The sequence below is a fragment of the Halomonas sp. genome (assembly GCF_031581305.1).
In the GTDB taxonomy this organism is placed as follows: Bacteria; Pseudomonadota; Gammaproteobacteria; order Pseudomonadales; family Halomonadaceae; genus Halomonas.
The window spans coordinates 1-23,987 of record NZ_JAVLBC010000020.1 but is presented as its reverse complement, the minus strand read 5'-3'; the positions used below and the strand labels follow the sequence as shown (position 1 = coordinate 23,987).

Below are 23,987 nucleotides of genomic sequence, written 5' to 3'. Positions count from 1 at the left end.
GTGCGCGGCTCGCTGCACGGCGTGGCCGCCGCCATCGAGATCAGCCGAGCCACCTTGCGCAACATCAAGCAGAACCTGGTGGGCGCCTTCGGCTACAACACCCTGGGCATTCCCATCGCCGCCGGGGTGCTCTACCCCATGACCGGTACCCTGCTCTCGCCGATAATCGCCGGGGCCGCCATGTCGCTCTCTTCGATCACCGTGGTCAGCAATGCCAACCGGCTGCGCCTCTTCCGTCCTTCCAGCGAAACCGGCGCCGATGACACGGGCAACCCCGAGAAAAAGGAGGACGAATCATGAGCTGGATCGTCAATCTCGCCGGCCTGGCACTGATCGCCCTGATCGCCTGGTGGTTCTGGGCGGCCGGCTAGGTGGGGCCGCCTAGGCGGTTGCGCCTTAGCTGACACCCATATAGCGCCCCGGCTTGTGGTTCAGCGCAATGATCAGGTTGAGTGCCACCGCGCCCAGCACGGAGAGCCCCACCCGCTCCATCGGCAACACCAGCAGGGCGACCAGCATGATGAGCGCGTCGATGCCCAGTTGAACGTAGCCCGCCCGCCAGCCGTAGCGGTCCTGCAGGAAGAGCGACAGGATGTTGATGCCACCGAGACTCGTGCGGTGGCGAAACAGCACCAGCATGCCGATGCCGATCAGGCTGCCGCCCATCAGGGCCGCATAGAGCGGCTGCAGCCACTCGATGCGGATCCAGTCGGCGGTGAGCTCAGAAAACACCGAGACCAGGCCGATGGCCAAGAAGGTGCGCAGGGTGAAGCTCCAGCCCATGCGACGCACGGCCAGCCAGTAGAACGGCAGGTTGATCAGGAAGAACCCGACCCCGAAGCGCCAGCCGGTGGCATACTGCAGCAGGAAGGCCAGGCCCGCGGTACTGCCGGTGAGCAGCATCGCCTGGGTATAGAAGCTGACGCCGAGGGCGACGAAGAGCGTGCCGACCAGCATCGCCATCACGTCTTCATGGGGGCGATGAGGGTCGGTGGGCAGTTCCTGGGAATCCATTAAGTGCTCCTTGAGCGTCCGTAAGCGCTGATTTCCGTCGCGAGCGAAGAGAGGCTGGTTGCCGCCGGAGCGGAGCAACCGGAGTTGACTGGCTGCTCAATGAGGATTGTGAGGTTCCTCCGGCGGCCAGGATATCGAGCGCAGCAGAAAATCAGTGTTCACGCTCGGCGTGCTCGATCATCAGCTGCAGACTCTCGCGTCCCCGCCAGCGGTTGCGATTGAGCTTGTAGGCACAGCGCAGGTGATCGCCGACGCCGAAGGCTGGCACCTCCCCGGGGGTCAGGGCACGGAACCAGATCGCCTTCAGGCTCGCGGCCCCGGCGGAAAGCTCCAGCATCAGGTGACTGCCATCGGCCCCCACCGGGCGCAGCGCCTCGACCAGGAACTCGCCCTGGAACAGCGGGGCATCGAACTCCCGACCGTAGGGCGCAAGCCGCCCGAGCTCGTCCAGGGTGGCGAGGCCGAGCTGATGAGGGGACAACTCGCCATCGGTGAAGATCCGCGGACAGAGTTCGGTATCGCCAAGCTGCTCGCCTACCGCCTGCAGGAAGGCCACACGGAATGCCGTCAACTGCTCGCGCGGCACCCCCACGCCGGCAGCCCCGCGGTGGCCGCCGAAGCGTGGCAGCGCCTGGGGCGCCAGATCGAAGGTCCGCTGCAGGGCGTCGCGCAGGTGCAGCCCCTCGATGGAGCGACCGGAGCCGGTGAGCATGCCGGGCGCCGAGGCCGTCGTCAGTACCAGGGCGGGTCGGCCGAAGGCCTGGACCAGCCGGGAGGCGACGATGCCCTGCACGCCCGGGTGGCCATCTTCCAGGAAGACGACGATGGCGGGCTCATCGGCAGTCAGTGACGGCAGGGCCAGGGCCTTGGCCTCCTCGGTCATCTCGGCCTCGATCGCCTTGCGCGACTGGTTGTCCTGATCCAGCGTCTCCAGGTGCCGCGCCGCCGTGGCGTCATCCGCCGCGAGCATGAAGTGGAGTGCCGCATAGGGATCATCGAGGCGCGAACGAGCGTTGATCCGCGGGCCCATCTGGAAGGCCAGGGTCTCGGCGTCGAAGGGCACGCTGTCGCCCCCCAGCCGTTCGGCCATGGCTCGCCAACAGGCGGCCTCCATGCGATTGATCAGCGCCAGGCCGTGGGTCACTACCGCGCGGTTGACCGCACTGCCACCCAGCGAGACACAGTCGGCTACCGTGCCCAGCGCCACGTAGGAGAGCCAGGGCGAGAGCTTGGGCGTGGCTCCGGGCAGCACGCCCCACTCGATCAGCACGCTACGGGCCAGCGACATCGTCAGCCAGGCCACCATGCAGCCGGCGATGGTCGGGTCGGGGTAGGCGCAATCGTCGCGGGTGGGATTGACCACAGCGTAGGCCGAGGCCGGTGGCCCCTCCTGTGGCAGGGCGTGGTGGTCGCTGACCACCACCTCGATGCCGGCGTCCCGGAGCCGGGCGATGCGCGGCTCGTCACTACTGCCGCAGTCGGCGGTGATCACCACAGACGGCCGCGGCGAGAGCGCGAGCGTGCGTTCCACCAGCGGCAGGCTGATACCGTAGCCGTCATGGATGCGGTGGCCGATCAGGCTGTGCAGGCGAGCCTCGGGCACCCCGAAGAGCTCGACCAGGGTGCGCCGGATCACCACGTGGGAGGTGATACCGTCCACGTCGTAGTCGGTGAGTATGCCGATATGCTCGCCATCCACCACCGCCTGGGCGATGCGCTCGGCCGCACGTCGTGCGTCGGCGAGCTTCTCGGGATGGGCGAGGTGGCGCAGGCTGGGCGAGATCAGCGGCGCCAGCTCGCCCTGGTAGCCTTTGATCCGCCCCGCCAGCACCCGGGCCTGAAGCTCGGTCAGGCCCTCTTCGCGGGCACGGGCATAGAGCGCCTCATCGCGGGGCCGGGGCTGGATACGCGGCTTCAGGCGCTGGTGAAGATCAATCGAGTCGCTAACAGCGTCCAAGCAAGGCTCCTGTAGGTAACAAACACGAAGAACGTTCGCCGCTCTTTGGCGTGACGGAGGCGCCCCTGTTGGAGCGCAGCTTGCTGCGCGATCCGGCGCGAAGCGACGGTGGGCTTGTTCCGCGCGCCTGTCGGCGCCATTCGCGCAGAAAATCTGCGCTCCCACAGCTGCTCTTACAGCTTACAGCTCCCGGCGAAGCCGGGCAGTGGGAGCGACGGTCCGGCGCCCCGGCTTCAGTTCGCGAATAGCGGGGCCACCCTGGCCCTAAAACACCGCATTCGCGCAGAAATCTGCGCTCCCACAGGGGGTGACACTCTCCCACGAGGGGCGACACTTTCCGGATGGTGGGTTTTCTCCCAGCTTCCAGCTTCCAGCTTCCAGCTTCCGGCACACGGCATACGGCTTATAGCTTCCAGCTCTAGCGCCGGTTCTCGACAACGAACTGCTGCACGGCGGAAAGCTCCGCGGGCAGCACAGTATAGCGCTCCTCGCGCTCCAGCAGGTCGTCCATGTGCGGCGGCAGCGGCACGCCCGGGAAGCCGGCCTTGACCACCGCCTCGGCGAACTTGGCCGGGTGGGCCGTGGCCAGGGTGATCACCGGGGTCGCGGCATCGGCACGTTCCTGCTCGGCGGCGCGGTAGCCGGTGGCGGTGTGCGGATCGAGGATCTCCTGGGTACGGTGATGCGCGTCGCGGATCACCTCCAGGATGGTGGCATCACTCACGCTGTGGCTGGCGAAGGACTCGCGCAGCCGGGCCAGCGGCGCCTCGGCCAGCGCCGAGGGCTCGCTCTGGAAGCGCTCGAGCAGGGCCTTCACCGCCGCCCCGTCGCGCTCGTAGGCCTCGAACAGCAGCCGCTCGAAGTTGGATGACACCACGATGTCCATGGAGGGCGCCAGGGTGGCCACCAGCGCCTGCTTGGAGAAGTCGTTGTCGGCCAGGGTGCGGTGCAGGATGTCGTTGGCGTTGGTGGCGATGATGAACTGCGTCACCGGCAGCCCCATCCGCTTGGCCATGTACCCGGCGAAGACGTTGCCGAAGTTGGCCGAGGGCACGCAGAAACTCACCGCCCGGTGGGGAGCCCCCAGCGCCACGGCCGAGGCGACGTAGTAGACGATCTGAGCCATGATGCGCGCCCAGTTGATGGAGTTCACTGCCACCAGCCGAGTGCCGTCGAGGAAGCCTTGGTCGGCGAAGCTCGCCTTGACCATGGCCTGGGCGTCATCGAAGTTACCCTCGATGGCGACATTGAAGACGTTGTCGGCCAGCACCGTGGTCATCTGGCGGCGCTGCACCTCCGAGACCCGGTTGTGGGGGTGCAGGATGAAGATATCGAGGTTGTCGCAGTGGCGGCAGCCCTCGATGGCGGCCGAGCCGGTATCGCCGGAGGTGGCCCCCATGATGACGGCCCGCTCACCGCGCTTCTGCAGGAAGTGGTCGAGGATGCGGCCGAGGAGCTGCAGGGCCACGTCCTTGAAGGCCAGCGTCGGGCCATGGAACAGTTCCAGCAGGAAGTGGTTGGCATCGAGCTGGTTGAGCGGTACCACGGCATCGTGGCTGAAGGTGGCGTAGGCATCACGAACGATACCCCGGAAGGTCTCGTCGTCGATCTCGCCGTTGACGTAGGGCTTCATGACCCGGAAGGCGATCTCGGCATAGGAGAGCCCGGCCATGGCGGCCAGGTCGTCATGGCCCAGGGCGGGGATCGTCTCAGGCACGTAGAGACCGCCATCACTGGCCATGCCGGTGAGCACGACCTCCTCGAAGGAGAGCGCGGGCGCCTGCCCGCGAGTACTGATATAGCGCATCGTTCGGTTCCTTTACTCGCTCGGGACTGATCCGGCGACAAGACTGCAAGGAGGCGCTGTAAACCCATCCCTGGGCGCTACCGATGCCATCCTTGGCATAGGACCTCCTTTTCGGCTTGTCCCCGACACCCCTCGCTACAGATAGCGGCAACCACCCCAGGCAGCTACAAGCTCTCCCGTATCCGCTGGTTTGCTTTTCCAGCTTCAAGCTTACGGCTTACAGCTCCGGGCGAGGCCCGGGTTACTCCTGCTCGTCGAGGCTTTCTACCCGGATACGATTGACGGGGCCGGCGATGTCGGCCAACGACTCGATCAAGCGGATCGCCTCGTTCATCTGCTTCTCGCGGGTGCGATGGGTCAGCAGGATGATCGGCACCAGCTCGCCCTCGGTCGCCTCCTTCTGGATCAAGGCCTCGATCGAGATGCCCTGCTCGGAGAGGATCGTCGCCACCCGCGCCAGCACGCCAGGGCGGTCCACCGCCAGCAGCCTCAGGTAGTAGGCAGTAATGATGTCCTCCATGGGCATGATCGGCAGGTCGCTCTCCTGCTCGCCGATGCCGCTGAAGGCCAGATAAGGCACCCGGTAGTGGTGGTCGGTGGCGATATCGCGCGCCACGTCAAGCAGGTCGGCGACCACCGCGGACGCGGTGGGCTCGGCGCCGGCACCGGCCCCGTAGTAGAGGGTCGGGCCGACGGCATCGCCCATGATGGCGATGGCGTTCTTGACGCCGTGAACGCTGGCCAGCAGCCGTTCCTTGGGAATCAGGGTCGGGTGCACGCGCAGCTCGAGGCCCGCCTCGGTGCGCTTGGAGATACCCAGGTGCTTGATGATATAGCCCAGGTTGTCGGCCTGCTCCACATCGTCGGCGGTGATGCGCGAGATGCCCTCGGTGAAGGCCTTGTCGAACTGCAGCGGCACGCCGTAGGCGATGGAGGCGAGGATGGTCAGCTTGTGAGCGGCGTCGATACCCTCGACGTCGAAGGTCGGGTCGGCCTCGGCGTAGCCCAGCGCCTGGGCCTCGGCGAGCACGTCCTCGAAGGCACGCCCCTCGTCGCGCATGTGGGTCAGGATGTAGTTGCCGGTGCCGTTGATGATGCCTGCCACCCACTCGATGCGGTTAGCCCCCAGGCCCTCGCGCAACGACTTGATGACCGGGATGCCGCCAGCCACCGCCGCCTCGAAGGCCACGATCACACCCTTCTCGTGGGCGGCCCGGAAGATCTCGTTGCCGTGCACGGCGATCAGCGCCTTGTTGGCGGTGACCACGTGCTTGCCGTGATCGATGGCGGTGAGCACCAGCTCACGGGCGACGTCGTAGCCGCCGATCAGTTCGACCAGCACATCGATGTCAGGGTTGGTGGCCACCTCGAAGACGTCGGAGGTGGTCCGGATGCCGGTGGTGTCGCACTCGGGATTGAGGCTGCGAAAGGCGACCTGCTCAATGACGATCGGACGTCCCGCCCGCCGGGCGATGTCGTCGGCATTGCGTGTCAGCACGTTGAAGGTTCCGCCACCGACGGTCCCCAGGCCACAGATTCCCACTCTCACCGGTTTCAATGTCATTCCCCTTGTTCTGGCGTGTGTCTCAGCGTGGATCGGGCCTGTCCAGGCCCGCTGTGCCGACATTCGTCGACGTCGGTCATCACTCGTTCAGACCGAGCATGGCGGCCAGGCGCTCTGCCGGCACATAACCGGGCACCAGGCGGCCGTCGGGCAGCACGATGGCCGGCGTGCCCTGGACGCCGAGCTCCATGCCCAGATGATACTGTTCCTCGACCGGATTGTCGCAGTCGGCGGCACCCGACAGCGCTTCCTCGCGCTTGGCCGCGGACATGGCCTCCGCCGGGTTGTCGGCGCACCACACCTGCTGCAGCTCCCTGCCCCCCGGGGAGCCCAGGCCGCTGCGCGGGAAGGCCAGATAGTGCACCTCGATGCCCAACTCGTTGAGGCGCGGCACCTCCTCGTGGAGCTGCCGGCAGTAGGGGCAGGTGGTGTCGGTGAAGACTACCAGGGTGGCGCGCGACTCGCCGGTACCGCGGAAGACCACCCGCTCGCTCTCCGGCACCGCGGCGAGACGACTGCTGCGCTCGGCGTTGCGCCCCTGCTCGGTGAGGTTGACCAGGCCAGCCTCGCCGTTCTCGTAGAGGTCGCCAACGAGGAAGTGGCTCCCGTCGGCATTGCTGTAGAAGGTCTCGCCGCTCTCCAGCTTGACCTCGAAGAAACCGTCCAGCGGCGTCTCGCGCACCCGCTCCACGGACATGGCCTGGCCGTTGACCCTGAGGGTCTCGGCCAGCTGTTCGGCCGGGTCGGCCTGGGCGGTGGGCAGCAGGGCCAGGGAGGCGGCGAGCAGTCCGCCGCCGAGGATAAGGGTCGATCGTCTCATGAGTCAGCCTCGAGGATGATGGTCGGCGTGCAGGGCTTCCAGCCGCGCCTGCGCCACATGGGTATAGATCTGCGTGGTCGAGAGGTCGCTGTGACCGAGCAGCAGCTGTACGACACGCAGGTTCGCCCCATGATTCAACAGATGGGTGGCAAAGGCGTGGCGCAGGGTGTGCGGCGACAGCGGCCGATCAATGCCGGCGGCACGCGCATGGGCCTTGATGCGGTGCCAGAAGGCCTGGCGCGTCAGGCAGCGATCGCCGCGCCCGGGAAACAGCGCCGGCCGAGTGATATCGGCCATCAGGGCGCCCCGGGCACTGCGCAGATAGCGCGACAGCCACGCCACGGCCTCCTCGCCCAGCGGCACCAGGCGCTCCTTGTCGCCCTTGCCCCTCACCCGGACCACGCCCTGGCGCAGGTTGACCGCGTCGGTGGTCAGCCCGACCAGCTCGCTGACGCGCAGCCCGGCCCCGTAGAGGACCTCGAGCATCGCCCGGTCACGCAAGCCCAGGTCGGTGGTGAGGTCCGGCGCCGCGAGCAGGCGCTCCACCTCCCGCTCCTCCAGGGTGTCGGGAAGCGAGGGGCGCACCCGGGGAAGCCGCACCTCGGCCAGCGGGTCCTGGTCGACGAGCCCTTCTGCCAGCGCCCAGCGGTAGAACCCCCGCAGGCTGGAGAGCAGCCGGGCATTGCTGCGCAGGCTGTAACCGGCCTCACGACGCTCGTCGAGCCAGGCCGGCAGCACCCCGCCGGCCGGCGCCAGCAGCCGCTGGTCGACGCCCTCGAGGCGCGCCTGCCAGGCGCTCAGGTCGTGACGATAGGCGGCCAGAGTATTGGCGCTCGCCCCCCGCTCCAGCCACAGGCCGTCGAGGAAGGCGTCGACCAGCGTGCCCGCATCCATGGTGGTTTCCATACGGCTCCCGGCAATCTCCCGGCGGCACGAAACCCCGCCCCGCGGTAGCGGTGACGGGGTTTCGCGAGAGGTGCGGGAGCCTGGGGCCCCCGACACCACGAACCGGCAGAGGCGGCTGCCTCAGGCCAGCTTTTCCTTGATACGGGCAGACTTGCCGCTGCGCTCGCGGAGGTAGTACAGCTTGGCCTGGCGCACGTCACCGCGACGCTTGACCGCAATGGAGTCGACCAGCGGGCTGTAGGTCTGGAAGGTCCGCTCGACGCCGACACCGTGGGAGATCTTGCGCACTGTGAAGGCCGAGTTCAGGCCACGGTTGCGCTTGCCGATGACCACGCCTTCGAAGGCCTGGAGACGCTCGCGAGAGCCTTCCTTGACCTTGACCTGGACGACCACGGTATCGCCGGGGGCGAAGGCCGGGACTTCCTTGCTCATCTGCTCGCTCTCGAGCGCCTGGATCACCTTGCTCTTGCTACTCATGACATTGACTCCTTGATAACCTGATTTGCCGGTCGGCTTGGGTCGCCGGCGAATCGTGATCCCGGCGCCCGAGTCGAACTCGAGAGCGCGGGAATGCCGTTGGTGACACAGGTCCGCCTGGCCCGCCATGAGGCCGTGGCGTCCTGCACCTCCGCCCTGACCTACCTCGTGGACAGCGCGTAGTCTTCGATGAACTCCTCGAGCAGCTCGCGCTGCTCGGCACTCAACGCCCTGCCTTCCAGCAGGTCGGGACGCCTGAGCCAGGTCCGTCCCAGGGACTGCTTGAGCCGCCAGCGCCGAATGGCGCCATGGTGGCCGCTGAGCAGAACATCCGGCACCCGTCGCCCGTCGACCTCCTCCGGGCGCGTGTAGTGCGGACAGTCCAGCAGTCCGTCGTTGAAGGAGTCCTCGACCGCGGAATCCTGATGGCCCAGCACCCCAGGCACCAGCCTTGCCGCGGCATCGATCAGCACCATGGCCGGCAGCTCACCGCCGCTGAGCACATAGTCGCCGATCGACCACTCCTCATCGATGTCGGCTTCCACTACCCGCTCATCGATGCCTTCGTAGCGCCCGGCCACCACCACCAGGGGTGAGCCCGACGCCAGCTCCTGCACACCCTGCTGATCCAGGCAACGGCCCTGGGGCGACAGGTAGATGACCTTCGCCCGTGTCCCGGTCGCCGCCTCGGCCCGCTCACGAGCGGCATGGATGGCCGAACGCAGGGTGTCGACCTTCATCAGCATGCCCGGGCCGCCGCCATATGGGCGATCATCCACGGTACGATGCCGGTCGGTGGCATAGTCCCGGGGGTTCCAGAACTCGAGCGCGATGCGCCCCTTCTCCACCGCCCTGCCCGTGACGCCATGGCGAGTGATCGCTTCGAACATCTCGGGAAACAGCGAGACGACGCCGATCCACATCGCCGATTGCCCGTCGGAACCCTCGACCATCAGAAGTCGGGGTCCCAGTCAACCGTCATCACGCCACCCTCGAGATCCACCTCGAGGATGACCTCCTCGGGCAGAAACGGCAGCAGGCGCTCGCGGTCGTCGATGGCATCGGCCTCGAGTCCACCCTTTACGACCATGACGTCATTGGCGCCGGTCTCGAACAGATAGTCGATCCGGCCGAGCACGGCACCATCACGGGTCACCACCCGCAAACCTTCCAGCTCGTGCCAGTAGAAATCATCGCCCGTCAGCTCGGGCAGTTCGGCCTTGGGCAGCAGAATCTCGGCGCTGGCCAGGGCCTCGGCCGCCTCGCGGCTGTCGACGCCCTCGAGCCGGGCCACCAGACCCTTGCCATGGCGACGCCCTTGGGCGACGTCCACGCGGGTCAACGTCGCACCCCGGCGCAGCACCCAGGACGGGTAGTCGAGGATGCCCTCCATGGGGCTGGTATGCGAATAGACCTTGAGCCAGCCCTTGACACCGTAGGGGCTGGTCAACTTGCCCAGCACCACATAATCGTCGGCGGGCTGCGCTTGCGCGTATTCGCTCATCGACGACCCCTGGACCGTTACAGCAGGCAAGTCAGACCCTTCAGGCCTGCTTGCGGGCTTCCTTGACCAGCTCGGCGACGCGAGCGGAGAGCTGTGCCCCCTGGCTCTGCCAGTGGCTGATACGCTCCAGGTCGAGGCGCAGGCGCTCTTCCTGGCCACGAGCCACGGGGTTGAAGAAGCCCAGGCGCTCGATGAAGCGGCCATCGCGGGACTTGCGGGAATCGGTCACGGTGAGGTGGTAGAAGGGACGCTTCTTGGCGCCACCACGTGCCAGACGAATGGTAACCATGCGTTGACTATCCTTCAGTTAAAGTTTCGGATGTTTCGGCCGAGGTGCCGATACCCGGCTGGCCCTCGACGATCTGCTACGGGAAGCGGGCCGACGGCCCGGCTTCGGGTCATTCGGTCACGACGATGGCCGCGCCGATCGCGGTCCTGCCAGTGAAGACGCAATATTCTACGGAAAACCGCCCGAATTGGAAACCTTTTTGCAGGAACTGGTCCGCGACGGGCCGGCTCAGCGCCACGGCATACCGCCGGGACCGCCCATGCCGCCCATCCCACCCGGGCCACCCGGGCCACCCGGGCCACCCGGGCCACCACCGCCCATCATGCCGGACATACCACGCATCATCTTCTGCATGCCGCCCTTCTTGCCCGCCTTCTTCATCATCTTCTGCATCTGCTTGTGCTGCTTGAGCAAGCGGTTCAGGTCCGGCACCTGCAGGCCGGCACCGGCGGCGATACGGCGCTTGCGCGAGCCGTTGATGATCTCGGGCTTGCGCCGCTCCTGGGGCGTCATGGAGTTGATCAGCGCCTCGAGCTTGCCCATCTCCTTTTCGGGACCGGGACCCTGGGCCATCTCGGCCATCTGGCCCATCCCCGGCAGCTTGCCCATCAGGCCGCCCATACCCCCCATCTTCTTGAGCTGCTGAAGCTGGTCACGGAAGTCCTCAAGGTCGAAACCCTGCCCCTTCTTGACCTTCTTGGCCAGCTGCTCGGCCTTGTTCTTGTCGACGGTGCGCTCGGCCTCCTCGATCAGCGACAGCACGTCACCCATGCCGAGGATGCGCGAGGCCACGCGGTCCGGATGAAAGGGCTCGAGAGCATCAACCTTCTCGCCCACGCCCATGAACTTGATCGGCTTGCCAGTAATGTGACGCACCGAGAGCGCCGCACCGCCGCGGGCGTCGCCGTCAGCCTTGGTGAGGATCACCCCGGTCAGTGGCAGCGCCTCGTGGAAGGCCTTGGCGGTGTTGGCGGCATCCTGGCCCGTCATGGCATCGACGACGAACAGCGTCTCGTCGGGCACCACGGCCTTATGCAGCGCCTGGATCTCGGCCATCATCGCCTCGTCGATGGCCAGGCGACCGGCGGTATCGACAATTACCACGTCATGAAACTGGATCCGGGCATGCTTGATCGCCGCCTCGGCGATATCGACGGGCTGCTGGTCGGAGCGCGACGGGAAGAAGTCGACCTCGACCTCGCTGGCCAGGGTCTCGAGCTGGTCAATGGCCGCCGGGCGGTAGACGTCGGCGGAGACCACCAACACCTTCTTCTTCTCCCGCTCGCGCAGGTAGCGCGCCAACTTGGCCACCGAGGTCGTCTTGCCCGCGCCCTGCAGGCCAGCCATCAACACCACGGCCGGGGTGCCCTTGAGGGTCAACCCCTCGTTGGCCTCGCCCATGATCGCCTCGAGCTCCTGCTGGACGATCTTGACGAACTGCTGTCCCGGGGAGAGGCTCTGGGAGACCTCCTGCCCCACGGCACGCTCGCGCACGCGGTCAATGAATGCCTTCACCACCGGCAGGGCCACATCGGCCTCAAGCAGCGCCCGGCGCACCTCCCGCAGGGTGTCCTTGACGTTGTCCTCGGTCAGGCGCGCCTGACCCTTGATCGACTTGAGCGTCTGCGACAGACGCTCGCTGAGATTCTGGAACATGGGCCTCTCCACTAACGATGGCCGGAGAGCCGACTCGGCACTGGCCGAGGGCTCCCTGCAGTGATCGAAAATTATACGCTCTGTGGCCGCCAGTCTCCATGCATGGGGGCATTCCCGCCGCTGCGCGACACGCCGCCGCGCTGTGCGCGGCCGGGCGGATTCGGTATAGTAGTGGCTTGTTTCCATACCATCAGGCGCTGGCGAAGGCGCACGGACAGCGAACGATGCAGCCGCTATCACTTGCCGTCATGGCCTTCATCTTCTATCTCGGGGCCGCCTCCTGGCAGGGGCTGGCCCTGATCAGGCGGGTGCCGCCACGCGACATACTGGTGCGCAGTCTGGCCGTGCTCGGCCTGCTCTGTCACCTGCCCCTGGCGGCCAACCTGCTGGCCCGCGGCGACTCCTTGCTGCCCGGACTCTCCACCAGCGCTGTGCTGGCCAGCGGCCTGGCCGTCCTGGTGCTGCTGGCGGCAAGCCTCGTCAAGCCGGTCCTCAACATCGCCACCGGCCTGCTGCCACTGGCCGGCCTGACGCTGCTGCTGGCCGTCGGCCTGCCGAGCCCCGAACGGGGGACCGGCATGACGCCGGGCATCGCCCTGCACGCCCTGAGTTCCGCACTGGCCTTCGCGCTGCTGGCCATCGCCGCCATCCAGGCGGTACTGCTCGGCGTCCAGAACCAGGCGCTGCGCCACCACCATATCCGCGGCGTGGTCCAGTCGCTGCCGCCGCTGACCACGATGGAGCGGATCCTCTTCGAGCTGATATGGGCGGGCATGATCCTCCTGACCCTGTCGATCGTCAGCGGCTTCCTGTTCCTCGACAACATGTTTGCCCAGCACCTGGTCCACAAGTCGGTCCTTTCGCTGGCCGCCTGGGTGATCTTCGCCACCCTGCTGTTCAGCCACCATCGGCTGGGCTGGCGAGGCATGCGGGCGGTACGCTGGACCCTGGGAGGCTGCCTGGTGCTGCTGATGGCCTACTTCGGCAGCAAGTTCGTACTGGAGATCCTGCTCAACCGCAGCTGACGCAGGCACGCGCCTTGACACCGGATGACCGACCCCCTACAACTCGAGCCTGATACGCCTTTGAGGACCCTTCGACTTGAGTGACGACTTCCCGCTGGGACTGCTGTTCGGCCTGCTGTTCCTGCTCGTCTGTCTTTCCGCCTTCTTCTCCAGCTCCGAGACCGGGATGATGTCGATCAACCGCTATCGCCTGAGTCACCAGGCGAACAGCGGTGAGCGCGCCGCCCAGCGCGTACTACGCCTGCTGGCCCGCCCCGATCGGCTGATCGGCGTGATCCTGATCGGCAACAACCTGGTCAACAACCTGGCCGCGGCGATCGCCACGGTGGTCGCCATCCATTTTTTCGGCGAAGTCACCGGCCCGGCCATCGCTCCGCTGATCCTCACCATCGTCATCCTGATCTTCGCCGAGGTGAGCCCCAAGACCTATGCGGCGGTCAAGCCGGAGCGCATCGCCTACCCCGCCTCGCTGGTGCTCGAGCCGCTGCTCAAGCTGCTCTACCCGCTGGTATGGCTGGTCAACGCCATTTCCAATGGCCTGCTGCGCCTGCTGGGGGTCAAGAACATCGACGGGGGCGCCGACAACCTGACACGCGACGAGCTACGCACTGTGGTGCACGAGGCCGGCACCCTGATTCCGCGCCGCCACCAGGCGATGCTGCTGTCGATCCTCGACCTCGAGAACGTTACCGTGAACGACATCATGGTACCGCGCCATGAAGTGATGGGCCTCGACCTGGATGACGACCTGGAAGAGATCCTCGCCCACATCCGTACCAGCCAGCACACCCGGGTACCGGTCTACAAGGGCGACATCAACAACATCATCGGCATGCTCCACCTGCGCAACGCGGCGCGCTTCCTGTCCCGCGGCGAGGTGACCAAGGCCGCCATCGTCCAGGAGGCCCGCGAGCCCTACTTCATTCCCGAGTCCACACCGCTGCACACCCAGTTGCTCAACTTCCAGAACCAGAAGCGACGCATCGGCATCGTGGTGGACGAGTACGGTGACGTGGAAGGGCTGGTGACCCTGGAGGACATTCTCGAGGAGATCGTCGGCGAGTTCACCACCGACGTGGCGGGCCTGAACCAGGAGATCCACCAGCAAGATGACGGCAGCCAGGTGATTGACGGCACCGCCAACATCCGCGACATCAACAAGGCCCTGGGATGGCAGTTGCCCACGGATGGTCCCAAGACCCTCAACGGGGTGATCCTTGAACATCTGGAGTCCTTCCCCGACGGGCCGGCCTGCCTGCAGATCGACAACGTGCGCATGGAGATCCTCGAGGTCCGCGACAACCTGATCACCGCAGCCCGCTGCTGGCAGCCGGTGCGACGTCCTCCGCGCCGCGGCTGACTCCTAGCTCCCGGGGTCAACCCAGGCGTCGGCCTCGGCCTTGAGTGCCCGCACCCGGGCCTCGACGTTGCATCGGCTCGTCTCGCCAGCCGGCACGGGCTCACCGAAGAACAGGGCCACCCGCGCCCGGAAGCGCCGAGGCGGCCTACTCAGTGCCTTGCCGCCCTCGTGCGAGGTCCAGGAGCCCCACAGACCGGCCAGGCCAGCGGGCACCACCGGCACCACATCCCGGGCCAGGATCAACTCGAGCCCGCGCCGGAAGGGGTGCACCTCACCATCCGGGGTCAGGCGGCCTTCGGGAAACACCATCACCACCTCCCCCTGGCGCAGTGCGCGACTGACCTCGACCAGCGCATGACGCACGCTGCCCGGATCGCGACGGCCGGACTCTACGGGAATGGTCCCTACCAGGCGGAACAACCAGTTGAGCCAAGGCGACTCATAGACCGGCTTGTCCATCAGGAAGCGCAGCGGCCGCGGGCTTGCCCCGCCCACCACCAGGGCATCCATGAAGCTGACGTGGTTGCAGACGACAATAGCCGGGCCACGTGGGGGAATGTGGTGTCGACCGCGGAAGCGCAGCCGGTAGAGGAGGTGAACCAGCAGGAAGACCAGCCAACGCAGGCAGGGGCGAGGCGCGCTGGCCACTCGCCAGCTCCCCGCCACCACCGCCAGACCCGTGACCCACCACAGCCAGGAGGGCATCACGTCACGCCGGGCGCTTGCCTGAGGCCAGCCAGGATAGTCGAGAGCAGTTGGTCGAGCAGTTCGCCCACCTCCAGCGGCTCACCCTGCCAGTGCCCGAGGCGCTCATTGAGCCCAAGCTGCACCAGGCCATGGACGCTGCCCCAGAGGGTGCGACTCAGCCGCTGCGCCTCCAGGTCATCCAGTGCCGGCTGGTACTCCTTGAGGGTCGCCTCCACGCGCAGGAAAAGGCCCTCGATCATCTCGTTCTGGCGCTGGTCCAGCTCCCCCTCCTGGGCCAGGGGATAGTCGAACAGCAGCTGCCAGCGGTAGGGATCCTGACGAGCGAACTGCCAGTAAGCCCTCGCCAACGCCTTGAGCCGCTGCTCGGGGGCGAGGTCGTCGAGCAGCGGCTCGATCACACCCCGCAGCCGAGCCAGGGTCTCGATGTTGACGTGCTGCAGCAGGTTGCCAAAGCTTCCATAGAGCTTGAGCAGGGTGCTCGGTGCGCAGCCGACTTCCCGCGCGAGGGCACGCAGCGACAGCGTGTGGGCCGGATGCTCCTGCAGCCAGGCATCGCATGCGGCCATGACCTGAGCATGGAGAGCCTCGGGGGCATGCTGTCTGGGACGGGCCATCGGGTTCCTCGCAGGAAATATAGTGACGGACATCGCGGGCCGGGCCACTAGGATACTCTCATCGAACACTGTTTTCGACAGGATATCCCACACGGAAGGCGATGCACGCCGGCGACTGCATCGCCGCACATTCGCCGCTTTTCTCGCCAGGTCGAGTTGGTTACCCTGACGCCCCACCACCCGGGAGACCCCATGGCCGGCCGTCTGCACATCGCCCCCCTCGAGCTCGAGCGCCTGCTTCCCGACCTGGTCGCCGAGACCACCCTGATCACCGGCGCCAATCTGGCCCCGCGTCGCCCTCTGTCGATACTGCGTCTGGAGGGGGGCCGGCTGCGCCTCGTGAACGCGTTCTGGGGACTCACGCCCCCCTGGCTGAAGGTGCTCGACCATGCCCCCCACTGTGCGCGGGCCGAGGCGCTGACGGCCCGCCCCATGTTCCGCGAGGCCTTCGGCGCGCGCCGCTGTCTGGTACCGGCCAGCGGCATCTTCGTCTGGAAGCCACAACCGCGCTTCAAGCAGCCCTTCCTGGTGACTCGCGTCGACCGGGGCCCGCTCCTGCTGGCGGGGCTCTGGTGCCGTTTCCATACCACCTTGAGCGAGTACAATGATTCCATGGCGCTGATCACGGTACCCACGGAGGGGCTACTCGCCCCGTTTACCGACCGGCTACCGGCGGTGATCAACCCCGAGGACGCCCGGCGCTGGCTCGACCCACAGACTCCGCTGGCCAAGGCACAGGCGATGCTCTCGCCCGCACCCGGGGAACTCTTGGGCGCCTTTCCGGTATCAAGACGAGTGAATAATCCCGCCAACCAGGATCCGGCCTGCGCCCATCCCACCGGGCCCATGCTGCGCCAACCCGTCCCCCAGGAGCGATAATGACACAGCCCTTGCCTGCCCCCTTCCAACGACCGGCCCGCCTGCTCGTCTGGCTCGCCATGGCCGTGGCCCTGGTGACGGGCCTGACCGCCCATGCCGAGACGCCCGAGCCAACGACCGCCGTGGACAAGGTCGTCTCGCCGCGGGTCAGCCCCCACGATGACCGCGACTATCGCGCCTTGACCCTCGACAACGGTCTGAGCGTGCTGCTGGTCAGCGATCCACAGGCCGACCAAGCCGGCGCCTCGCTCAATGTCGGCGTGGGAAGCGCTCAAAACCCGGAAGATCTGGCCGGCCTGGCCCACTTCCTCGAGCACATGCTGTTCCTGGGCACCGATGCCTACCCGGAGTCGGATGCCTACCAGGCCTATCTATCGCGCCATGGAGGCAGCCACAACGCCTTCACCGCCCCCCACGACACCAACTACTTCTTCGATATCGAGCCCGATGCCCTGCCGGGTGCCCTGGACCGCTTCAGCCGCTTTTTCGTCGCGCCACTCTTCAATGCCGACCGCCTGGAGAGCGAACGCAACGTGGTGCACTCCGAATACCAGGCCCGTATTCGCGACGACGGGCGCCGTGCCCAGGACGTGCTCAATCAACTGCTCAACCCCGACCACCCCACCACCGGCTTTTCGGTGGGCAGTCGCGAGACCCTGGCCGACCGCCCCGAGGGCGAGCCGAGCCTGCGCCAACGCGTGATCCGCTTCTACGAGGACCACTACGGGGCCAACGTGATGCATCTGGCCGTGGTCGCTCCCCAGCCTCTCGATGAGCTGGAGGCCATGGTCACCGAGCGCTTCGCCGAGGTCCCGGATCGCGGCTTGTCCCGCCCGGTCATCGACACGCCCCTGGTGGATGCCTCGTCGCTACCGCGCGCTGCCGAGATGCAGTCGGTGCGCGACAGCCAGCGCGTCAGCTTCCTGTTCCCGGTACCCGACCCCCAGCAGGCCTATCGCCACAAGCCGGCTGACTATCTGGCCCATCTGCTGGGTCACGAGGGGGAAGGCAGCCTGCTGGCGGTACTTCGCGAGGCGGGCTGGGCCGACGGGCTCTCCGCTGGCGTAACGCGCGACGACGGTCGCCATGCGCTGTTCGCCATCGACATCAGCCTGACCCCGGATGGCGCACAGCAGCTCGACCGCATCCAGCAAAGCCTGCTGGCCACCATCGAGCAGATCCGCCGTTCGGGCCTGGAGGCCTGGCGCTACGAGGAGCAGACCCGCCTGGCCGACCAGCAGTTCCGCTTCCAGCAGCACGGTTCACCGCAGGGCGATGCCATGCGTCTGGCCATGAACCTGTCGCGCTACCCGCTGGAAGACGTCAACGTCGCCCCCTACCTCATGGAAGGCTTCGATCGCGACCTGATCAAGCGCTGGCTCGACAAACTGCGGCCCGACAGGCTGCTGCGACTCTACAGCGGCCCCGAGGTGAAGGGCGAGAAGGTCTCGCCCTGGTTCGACGCCCCCTGGCGCGAGGTCGAGGCGACAGGCGAGGCCGAGCCACTGGCAGGCCTCGCCCTGCCCGAACCCAACCCCTATATCGCCGAGGACCTCGAACTGCTCAACGGCCAGGACGAGGTGCCCGTTAAACGCATCGAGGCGCCGGGCTTCACGCTCTGGCACAAGGCGGATACCACCTTCGACACCCCCAAGGTGGAGTGGCGCTTCAGCCTCCAGCACCCCGCCGCCAGCCAGGAGGCCCGCGAGGCGGCGCTCTCCCGGCTGCTCGCCGGCTGGCTCGGCGACAGCCTCAACGAGACGCTCTACCCGGCACGCCTGGCCGGCCATGAGTTCGAGGCCTATGCCCACGCCCGGGGCATCACCCTGTCGTTCTCCGGATGGCGGGACCGCCAGGACCGGCTGATCGCCCGGGTCCTCGCCCAGCTACAGGAGGGCGAAATTGACGCAGCAAGCGTCGATCGGGTGCTCTATCGCCTGCAGCGCGAATGGCGCAACGCCCCCCAGGACGCCCTCTACCGGCAAGCTCATCGCACCCTGGCCGAGGCCCTGGTGCGTCCGCAGTGGCCCACCGACGCGCTGCTCGAGGCCAGCCGCGAGCTCGACGTGGAGGACCTGCGCGACTTTCGTGAGCGCTTCCTGGCTGACCTGCGCCTGGAGGCCATGGCCGTGGGCAACCTCGACGCCGCGCTCGCCGAGCGCGAGGCCCGGCGGGTCGCCGAGGCGCTCTCTCCCTCCCTCGCGAAAGACGAGATCCCGGATCTCATCCCCCTGCAGGCGGAAGAGCTACCCGCGCTGACGCCGGCCACCACCCGGGAGGAGTCACTGGTGCTGCGCTACCTGCAGGGTCCCGACCGCTCGCTTGACAGCCAGGCGCGCTTGGCGGTGCTGGGCCAGCTGCTGGAGACCCCCTTCTACCAGCGCCTGCGCACCGAGGAGCAGCTCGGCTATGTGGTCAATGCCGGCTACTCGCCGATGCTGGATGCGCCGGGCATCAGCCTGCTCGTGCAGTCTCCCGACACCGCAAGCGAGGCGATCCAGGCTCGCATCGATGTCTTCCTGGACGACTTCGCCGGGCGACTCGCGGCACTTGACGATGAGGACCTGGCCCCCTATCGCCAGGCCGTGCACGACGAGCTGATGCAGCGCGACACCAGCCTCTCGGGACGCACCAATCGCCTATGGCGCGCGCTCGCCTACGGTGACACCGACTTCGACCGCCACCACCGCCTCGCCGAAAAGGCCCTGGCCGTGACGGCCGAGGAACTGCGTGAGGGCTGGCCGGCCCTGCGCAAGGCCGCCGTGGCGCGGGTCAGCTTCGACCCGGGTGACGAGCCCAGTGACGTACTCGCCCTGAGTCGCCAGTTGGAACCGCTGCCTGACGAGGAGTGAGTGGTAAGCCCGGCTCTGCGCGATGGGAGGCTGAAGGTCTCGCGTAGGCTGGATAAGCCGAAGGCGCATCCGGCGTGACAACGGCGCCTTCGCGACGCCCGGTGCGCTGGCGCTTACCGGGCCTACGGCTCGGCCATCGGACCTCGCGGTCCGCTAGTCGAAGGCCTGGGGCGGCATGATCGCCTCCACGTGCATCACCAGCTCCTCGAGGATCTGCCGGTCACGGTCGGAGAGCGAGACGCCATTGAGCCGCTCGATCTCCCGGGCAAACTCCTTGAGGGTCAGGTTGGCGACGGCCGGATCGTTCATGCGCTCCCAGCGGAAGGCCTCCCAGCGTGCCTGCTCCTCGCTCTCCAGCGTCTCCGGATAGCTGCGGGCCCGGTAGCGGAACAACATCTCTTCGAGGCGCGGATCCTGGAAGGCGAAGCGCGCCCCCACCAGGTCCCAGGGATCGGTCTCGCGCACCCGCTGCATCTGCTGGCGATCCGCCGGCGAGAAGAAGCCACCGGCATACAGCATCAGGTCCGGGTCATGCGGCGGCTCGGGATGCGGCGCGGCGAATACCTCGGCGACCCGGGAAGCCAACTCCGGGCGACTCGACAGCAGCTTCCAGTGTGCCCGGCAGGCGGCCAGGTCCAGCCCCAGGCGCTCGACGATCGCGCCGTACTCACCCTTGTGTGGCCCTTCCACATCCTTGAGGGCGCTCGTCGGGAACAGCACCGGGCACTTGTTGAGGTGGATCACCTTCAGCGGAATGCGCTCGGCCCCCTCCGCCAGGTCATCGTTGCTGACGAAGACCCGCTCGCGGATCTGCTCCGGGGTGAGCTCCAGCAGCGGGGCCGGATCCATGGAGAGGTCGAAGACGATCACGCCACTGGGGTTGGAGGGGTGCTCGGCCAGCGGCATCACCAGGGCACTGCAGCCACGACTGGCCGGGTAACGCCGCGAGATATGCAATACCGGCTTGCGCCCGGGCAGATCCAGCTGGCGAGCGACCGCACGCTTCCCGCGCAGCCCCAGCAGGTAGTCGAAGAGCTTGCCATTGCGCTCCCGCAGCAGCTTCGCCAGGGCGATGGTGGCGCGAACATCGGCCAGGGCATCATGGGCCCCCGCATGGGCGATGCCGTTGGCGGCCGTCAGGTGCTCCAGCTTGAAGCTCGGTGCGCCATCGTCGCGCGTCGGCCACTCGATGCCCTCGGGGCGCAGGGCATGAAAGGCACGTACCACGTCGATCAAATCCCAGCGCGAGTTGCCGTTCTGCCACTCCCGGGCGTAGGGGTCAAGCAGGTTGCGGTAGAAGAGGTGGCGACTCACCTCGTCATCGAAGCGCAGGCTATTGTAGCCCAGGGCACAGGTACCCGGCTCGCTCATGGCTGCCTCGACCACGCCGGCGAACTCACCCTCGGGCAGGCCGCGGCGACGGGCCTGCTGGGGCGTGATGCCGGTGATCAGGCAGGCCTGAGGGTGGGGCAGGAAGTCATCGGCCGGCTTGCAGAAGAGCTCGAGAGGCTCGCCGACCTCGTTGAGGTCGGAATCGGTGCGAATGGCCGCGAACTGGGAGGGCCGGTCGCGACGCGGGTCGGCACCAAAAGTCTCGTAGTCGTGCCACAGGAAGGACTGCGGGGCGGGGGACTGCGCCATGGGCGGGAGCTCTCCGGAGGGCGTGGGTTCACGGCCCCCAGCCTAGCACAGCCCCGTGGACGACTCAGCCGCCGGGCTGTCGCCCAGGACTGTCTGTTCAGGACTTGGGCAGGGTCACATTGAGCTCCAGCACCGAGCAGTTGTCCTCGCTGTCGAGAGTGATGTTCACCGCGTCATCATCGATCTGCACGTAGCGGCGGATCACTTCCAGCAGCTCCTTCTCCAGCAGCGGCATGTAGTCCGGCTGCCCCCGCTGGGTACGCTGATGGGCCACGATGATCTGCAGCCGCTCCTTGGCGACCGACGCGGACTTCTTGCGCTCTCGCTTCAGGAAATCGAGCAACTTCACCGGCGGACTCCTCCAAACATGCGGCTCAACAGGCTCTTCTTCTGGTATTCGTGGAAGCGCAGCGGCACCTCCTCGCCCAGCAAGCGGGCCACGGTGTCAGCATAGGCCTGGCCGGCATCGCTGTCGTCATCATGGGTGACCGGTACCCCTTGGTTGGACGCCCGCAGCACCGCCTCCGATTCCGGAATCAGGCCTAGCAGGTCGATGGCCAGGATCTCGCGGATATCCTCCAGGTTGAGCATGTCACCCAGGTCGACCCGACTCGGGTTATAGCGGGTGATCAGCAGGTGCTCCTGAATCGGATCCTCGCCGCGCTCGGCGCGCCGGGTCTTGGCGGCCAGCAAGCCGAGGATACGGTCGGAGTCACGCACCGAGGAAACTTCGGGGTTGGTCACCACGATCGCCGCATCGGCGAAGTACATGGCCAGTTGGGCGCCACGCTCGATACCCGCCGGGGAATCGCAGATGATGAAGTCGAAGTCCTTGCTAAGGGTATCGAGCACCTTCTCGACGCCCTCCTGGGTCAAGGCCTCCTTGTCGCGGGTCTGGGAGGCCGGCAGGATATGCAGGTTGTCGACCCGCTTGTCGCGGATCAGCGCCTGATTCAGCCCCGCCTCGCCCTGGATCACATTGACCAGGTCGTAGACCACGCGGCGCTCGCAGCCCATGATCAGGTCGAGGTTGCGCAGCCCCACGTCGAAGTCGATAACCACGGTCTTCTTGCCACGCAGCGCCAGCCCTGTGGCGATGGCCGCTGCGCTGGTTGTCTTGCCGACCCCACCCTTGCCGGAGGTCACTACGATGATCTTGGCCAAGTGTCACATCCTGTCTTGTGATGATAAAAGGGAAAGCAGATGCAGGCGCTGCGGTCGCAATGGTGGCCGAATCAGGCCAGCGACGTGATGCCGAGCTGGTCGTCGCTCAGCCGGACCTGCACGGGAGTGCCCAGCAGGCGCGGGTCGATGTCCTCGAGGCGCTTGTAGTTACCGGCGACCGAGAGCAGCTCGGCATGCAGTTCACGACAGAAGATGCCGGCCTGGGGGTCCCCATGAATCCCGGCGAGGGCACGTCCGCGCAGGGCACCGTAGACATGCACGCTGCCGGCGGCGAGCACCTCGGCGCCGGCATTGACCGCTCCCACCACCACCAGGTCACCCTCGGGGGCAGTCACCTGCTGGCCGGAGCGCACTGTGCCACGGTAGATACGCCCCCCCACCGTGGTGCCAGGCAGCGCGTCGGGTGTCACGGTCTCACTGATCGGCTCTGACGGTTCTACCGGCTCGACCACCTCGGCATCGCCGTCAGCGGCGACGCTCTCCAAGGGGCGCGGACGCGAGACCTCCTGGGGCGGAAACCAGCCCAACCCCAGGGCCCAGGCCGACTGCTTGACCGGGTCGGGCCCGCCGCGCACCGCCACCGGCAGCAGCTTATGGGCTCGACATACCGCACAGATGCGCTCCAGCGCCAGGTGCGGCTCATCGAGCTTCTCGACGTTGAGAACGACCGGGGTATGCTGGAAGAAGGCCGGCGACTGACTGAGCTTGCCCGCCAGCTGTTCGCGGATGCGCTCGGGATCGGCGCTGGTCAGTTCCATGACCGTCATCGGCAGCATCCCCCCCTTGAAGGTGAATGCCATGCTGTCCCTGTCCACTTTGAGACTCATTGCCGAACTCCACGTCGGGTGATGATCGGGGGTACAGCCTCAAAGCTAAGCGAGTGGCTGCGCCCCTGCAACCGATCATACGATCATGAGGGACCGTTGTCAGTGTCTCCTGGCGGCCACACTTCCCCATCGGTTGGCCTTTTCTGCAGGCTCGGCACGTGCTTAGATATTCTCTATCCCGGCATTGCGCCATTGCCGCCAACAATAATGACTCTTCTGCGCCCCGTCGGGGCGCGCTCCTTTTTCAGGATGCCCCATGTCTGGACTCCTTCGTCGCCTGTTCGCCCCGCGCTGGAAGCACCCGGCCCCCGAGGTCCGCCGCCAGGCGGTGGCCCGTCTCGATCCGTCCCGCGATGACCAGTGCCGTGCCCTGGAACAGCTCGCCACCGACCCCGAGCCCGGAGTGCGCGACGCGGCCCTGGCCCGCCTGGAGGATCCCGAGCGCCTGCTGGCCCTGTCCCAGGGGGGCACCAGTTCCCCGGAGCTGCAACGTCAGCTGGTGGCCCTGCTCGCCGGTCGCCGCGGCCATCACGACCTGCCGACGCGCATTGCCCTGGTGCAGCAACTCGAAGACTCCCAGCTGCTCAACACGCTGGCCCTGCAGGGCGATAACCAGCAGCTGCGCCTCGCCGCCCTGGCCCGCCTCGAGGCGGAAGAGGACCTGATCCGCCAGGCCTGCGACAACGGCATCGCCGCCGTACGGCATGCCGCCGCCGCCCGGGTCGAGAGCGAGGCGGGGCTCTCCCGGCTGGTCCACGAGGCGCGCCGAGACCGACAGGTAGCCCGCAAGGCGCGTGAACGCCTCAACCGGATCCGGGCCGACGCCGCCTCCCTGGCGGCCGCCCGGGCAGAGGCGTTCACCGCCACCTTGAATTTACGGGGCAGGAAAGCGAACTCCGGAT

At 67.0% G+C, this 23,987-nt stretch carries 21 protein-coding genes and 2 pseudogenes; 6 read left to right on the top strand and 17 right to left on the bottom strand.

All coding sequences use genetic code 11. The annotated features are described in order from the left end of the window. A pseudogene (gene copA, locus RI841_RS03380) lies at positions 1 to 300 on the top strand (Cu+ exporting ATPase); the annotation flags it as partial. A gap of 96 nt (positions 301 to 396) precedes the next feature. On the opposite strand, the gene RI841_RS03375 reads toward copA, so the two are convergent. From RI841_RS03375 to ffh, 11 genes are all read right to left on the bottom strand, one after another. Then, positions 397 to 1,014 carry a YitT family protein gene (locus tag RI841_RS03375; protein ID WP_310704170.1) on the bottom strand — a complete coding sequence of 206 codons (618 nt, stop codon included), beginning with the start codon at positions 1,012 to 1,014 and terminating at the stop codon, positions 397 to 399. Between the two features lie 151 nt (positions 1,015 to 1,165). Then, the gene (locus RI841_RS03370; RefSeq protein WP_310704169.1) at positions 1,166 to 2,971 is read right to left on the bottom strand and encodes a DHHA1 domain-containing protein; all 1,806 of its coding nucleotides are present in this window, start codon (positions 2,969 to 2,971) and stop codon (positions 1,166 to 1,168) included. 418 nt (positions 2,972 to 3,389) lie between these two features. Next, complete coding sequence (gene thrC, locus RI841_RS03365; RefSeq protein ID WP_310704168.1) at positions 3,390 to 4,778, bottom strand: threonine synthase; 1,389 nt, start codon at positions 4,776 to 4,778, stop codon at positions 3,390 to 3,392. A 241-nt stretch (positions 4,779 to 5,019) separates the two neighbouring features. Continuing rightward, entirely contained in the window at positions 5,020 to 6,336 is a 1,317-nt protein-coding gene (locus tag RI841_RS03360; protein WP_310704172.1) for a homoserine dehydrogenase, read from the bottom strand. 85 nt (positions 6,337 to 6,421) lie between these two features. Continuing rightward, the gene (locus RI841_RS03355) at positions 6,422 to 7,162 is read right to left on the bottom strand and encodes a DsbC family protein (protein ID WP_310704167.1); all 741 of its coding nucleotides are present in this window, start codon (positions 7,160 to 7,162) and stop codon (positions 6,422 to 6,424) included. A gap of 3 nt (positions 7,163 to 7,165) precedes the next feature. After that, the gene (gene xerD / locus RI841_RS03350) at positions 7,166 to 8,068 is read right to left on the bottom strand and encodes a site-specific tyrosine recombinase XerD (protein WP_310704166.1); all 903 of its coding nucleotides are present in this window, start codon (positions 8,066 to 8,068) and stop codon (positions 7,166 to 7,168) included. Between the two features lie 120 nt (positions 8,069 to 8,188). After that, positions 8,189 to 8,545, bottom strand: coding sequence for a 50S ribosomal protein L19 (rplS, locus tag RI841_RS03345; protein WP_310704165.1), 357 nt, complete (start codon positions 8,543 to 8,545; stop codon positions 8,189 to 8,191). Between the two features lie 161 nt (positions 8,546 to 8,706). Beyond that, positions 8,707 to 9,468, bottom strand: a complete 762-nt coding sequence (trmD, locus tag RI841_RS03340; protein WP_310704171.1) for a tRNA (guanosine(37)-N1)-methyltransferase TrmD — start codon at positions 9,466 to 9,468, stop codon at positions 8,707 to 8,709. 29 nt (positions 9,469 to 9,497) lie between these two features. Then, a complete protein-coding gene (rimM, locus tag RI841_RS03335) occupies positions 9,498 to 10,049 on the bottom strand; it encodes a ribosome maturation factor RimM (protein WP_310704164.1) in 552 nt (183 codons plus the stop codon). A gap of 40 nt (positions 10,050 to 10,089) precedes the next feature. After that, positions 10,090 to 10,338, bottom strand: a complete 249-nt coding sequence (rpsP, locus tag RI841_RS03330; RefSeq protein WP_310704163.1) for a 30S ribosomal protein S16 — start codon at positions 10,336 to 10,338, stop codon at positions 10,090 to 10,092. 228 nt (positions 10,339 to 10,566) lie between these two features. Then, positions 10,567 to 11,994 (bottom strand): signal recognition particle protein, encoded by a 1,428-nt coding sequence (gene ffh / locus RI841_RS03325; protein ID WP_310704162.1) that lies wholly within the window; start codon positions 11,992 to 11,994, stop codon positions 10,567 to 10,569. A gap of 224 nt (positions 11,995 to 12,218) precedes the next feature. Here ffh and RI841_RS03320 point away from each other — a divergent pair, with 224 nt between their 5' ends. Beyond that, positions 12,219 to 13,019, top strand: a complete 801-nt coding sequence (locus tag RI841_RS03320; RefSeq protein ID WP_310704161.1) for a cytochrome c biogenesis protein CcsA — start codon at positions 12,219 to 12,221, stop codon at positions 13,017 to 13,019. 76 nt (positions 13,020 to 13,095) lie between these two features. Continuing rightward, positions 13,096 to 14,379, top strand: coding sequence for an HlyC/CorC family transporter (locus tag RI841_RS03315; protein ID WP_310704160.1), 1,284 nt, complete (start codon positions 13,096 to 13,098; stop codon positions 14,377 to 14,379). Positions 14,380 to 14,382: 3 nt separating this feature from the next. Here the strand turns inward: RI841_RS03315 and RI841_RS03310 are convergent, their stop codons facing one another. Further along, positions 14,383 to 15,084, bottom strand: coding sequence for a 1-acyl-sn-glycerol-3-phosphate acyltransferase (locus RI841_RS03310; protein ID WP_310704159.1), 702 nt, complete (start codon positions 15,082 to 15,084; stop codon positions 14,383 to 14,385). Next, a complete protein-coding gene (locus tag RI841_RS03305) occupies positions 15,084 to 15,701 on the bottom strand; it encodes a TetR-like C-terminal domain-containing protein (protein ID WP_310704158.1) in 618 nt (205 codons plus the stop codon). Before RI841_RS03305 ends, RI841_RS03310 begins: the two co-directional genes overlap by 1 nt. 192 nt (positions 15,702 to 15,893) lie before the next feature. On the opposite strand from RI841_RS03305, the gene RI841_RS03300 reads away from it, so the two are divergent. Next, positions 15,894 to 16,580, top strand: coding sequence for an SOS response-associated peptidase (locus tag RI841_RS03300; RefSeq protein ID WP_310704157.1), 687 nt, complete (start codon positions 15,894 to 15,896; stop codon positions 16,578 to 16,580). Beyond that, positions 16,580 to 19,432, top strand: coding sequence for an insulinase family protein (locus tag RI841_RS03295; protein WP_310704156.1), 2,853 nt, complete (start codon positions 16,580 to 16,582; stop codon positions 19,430 to 19,432). Before RI841_RS03300 ends, RI841_RS03295 begins: the two co-directional genes overlap by 1 nt. Before the next feature lie 153 nt (positions 19,433 to 19,585). Here RI841_RS03295 and sbcB read toward each other — a convergent pair whose 3' ends face one another. The 4 genes from sbcB to minC all read right to left on the bottom strand — a co-directional run bounded on the left by sbcB (position 19,586) and on the right by minC (position 23,085). Further along, positions 19,586 to 21,073 (bottom strand): exodeoxyribonuclease I, encoded by a 1,488-nt coding sequence (gene sbcB, locus RI841_RS03290; RefSeq protein WP_310704155.1) that lies wholly within the window; start codon positions 21,071 to 21,073, stop codon positions 19,586 to 19,588. Between the two features lie 97 nt (positions 21,074 to 21,170). After that, on the bottom strand, positions 21,171 to 21,422 hold the full coding sequence (gene minE / locus RI841_RS03285) for a cell division topological specificity factor MinE (protein ID WP_040184914.1): 252 nt from the start codon (positions 21,420 to 21,422) through the stop codon (positions 21,171 to 21,173). Next, a complete protein-coding gene (gene minD / locus RI841_RS03280) occupies positions 21,419 to 22,237 on the bottom strand; it encodes a septum site-determining protein MinD (RefSeq protein WP_310704154.1) in 819 nt (272 codons plus the stop codon). The genes minE and minD overlap by 4 nt, the downstream gene beginning before the upstream one ends. A gap of 71 nt (positions 22,238 to 22,308) precedes the next feature. After that, positions 22,309 to 23,085 carry a septum site-determining protein MinC gene (minC, locus tag RI841_RS03275; protein WP_310704153.1) on the bottom strand — a complete coding sequence of 259 codons (777 nt, stop codon included), beginning with the start codon at positions 23,083 to 23,085 and terminating at the stop codon, positions 22,309 to 22,311. Between the two features lie 256 nt (positions 23,086 to 23,341). Between minC and RI841_RS03270 the strand changes: the two are divergent. Beyond that, positions 23,342 to 23,987, top strand: a pseudogene (locus tag RI841_RS03270) (DUF349 domain-containing protein); the annotation flags it as partial.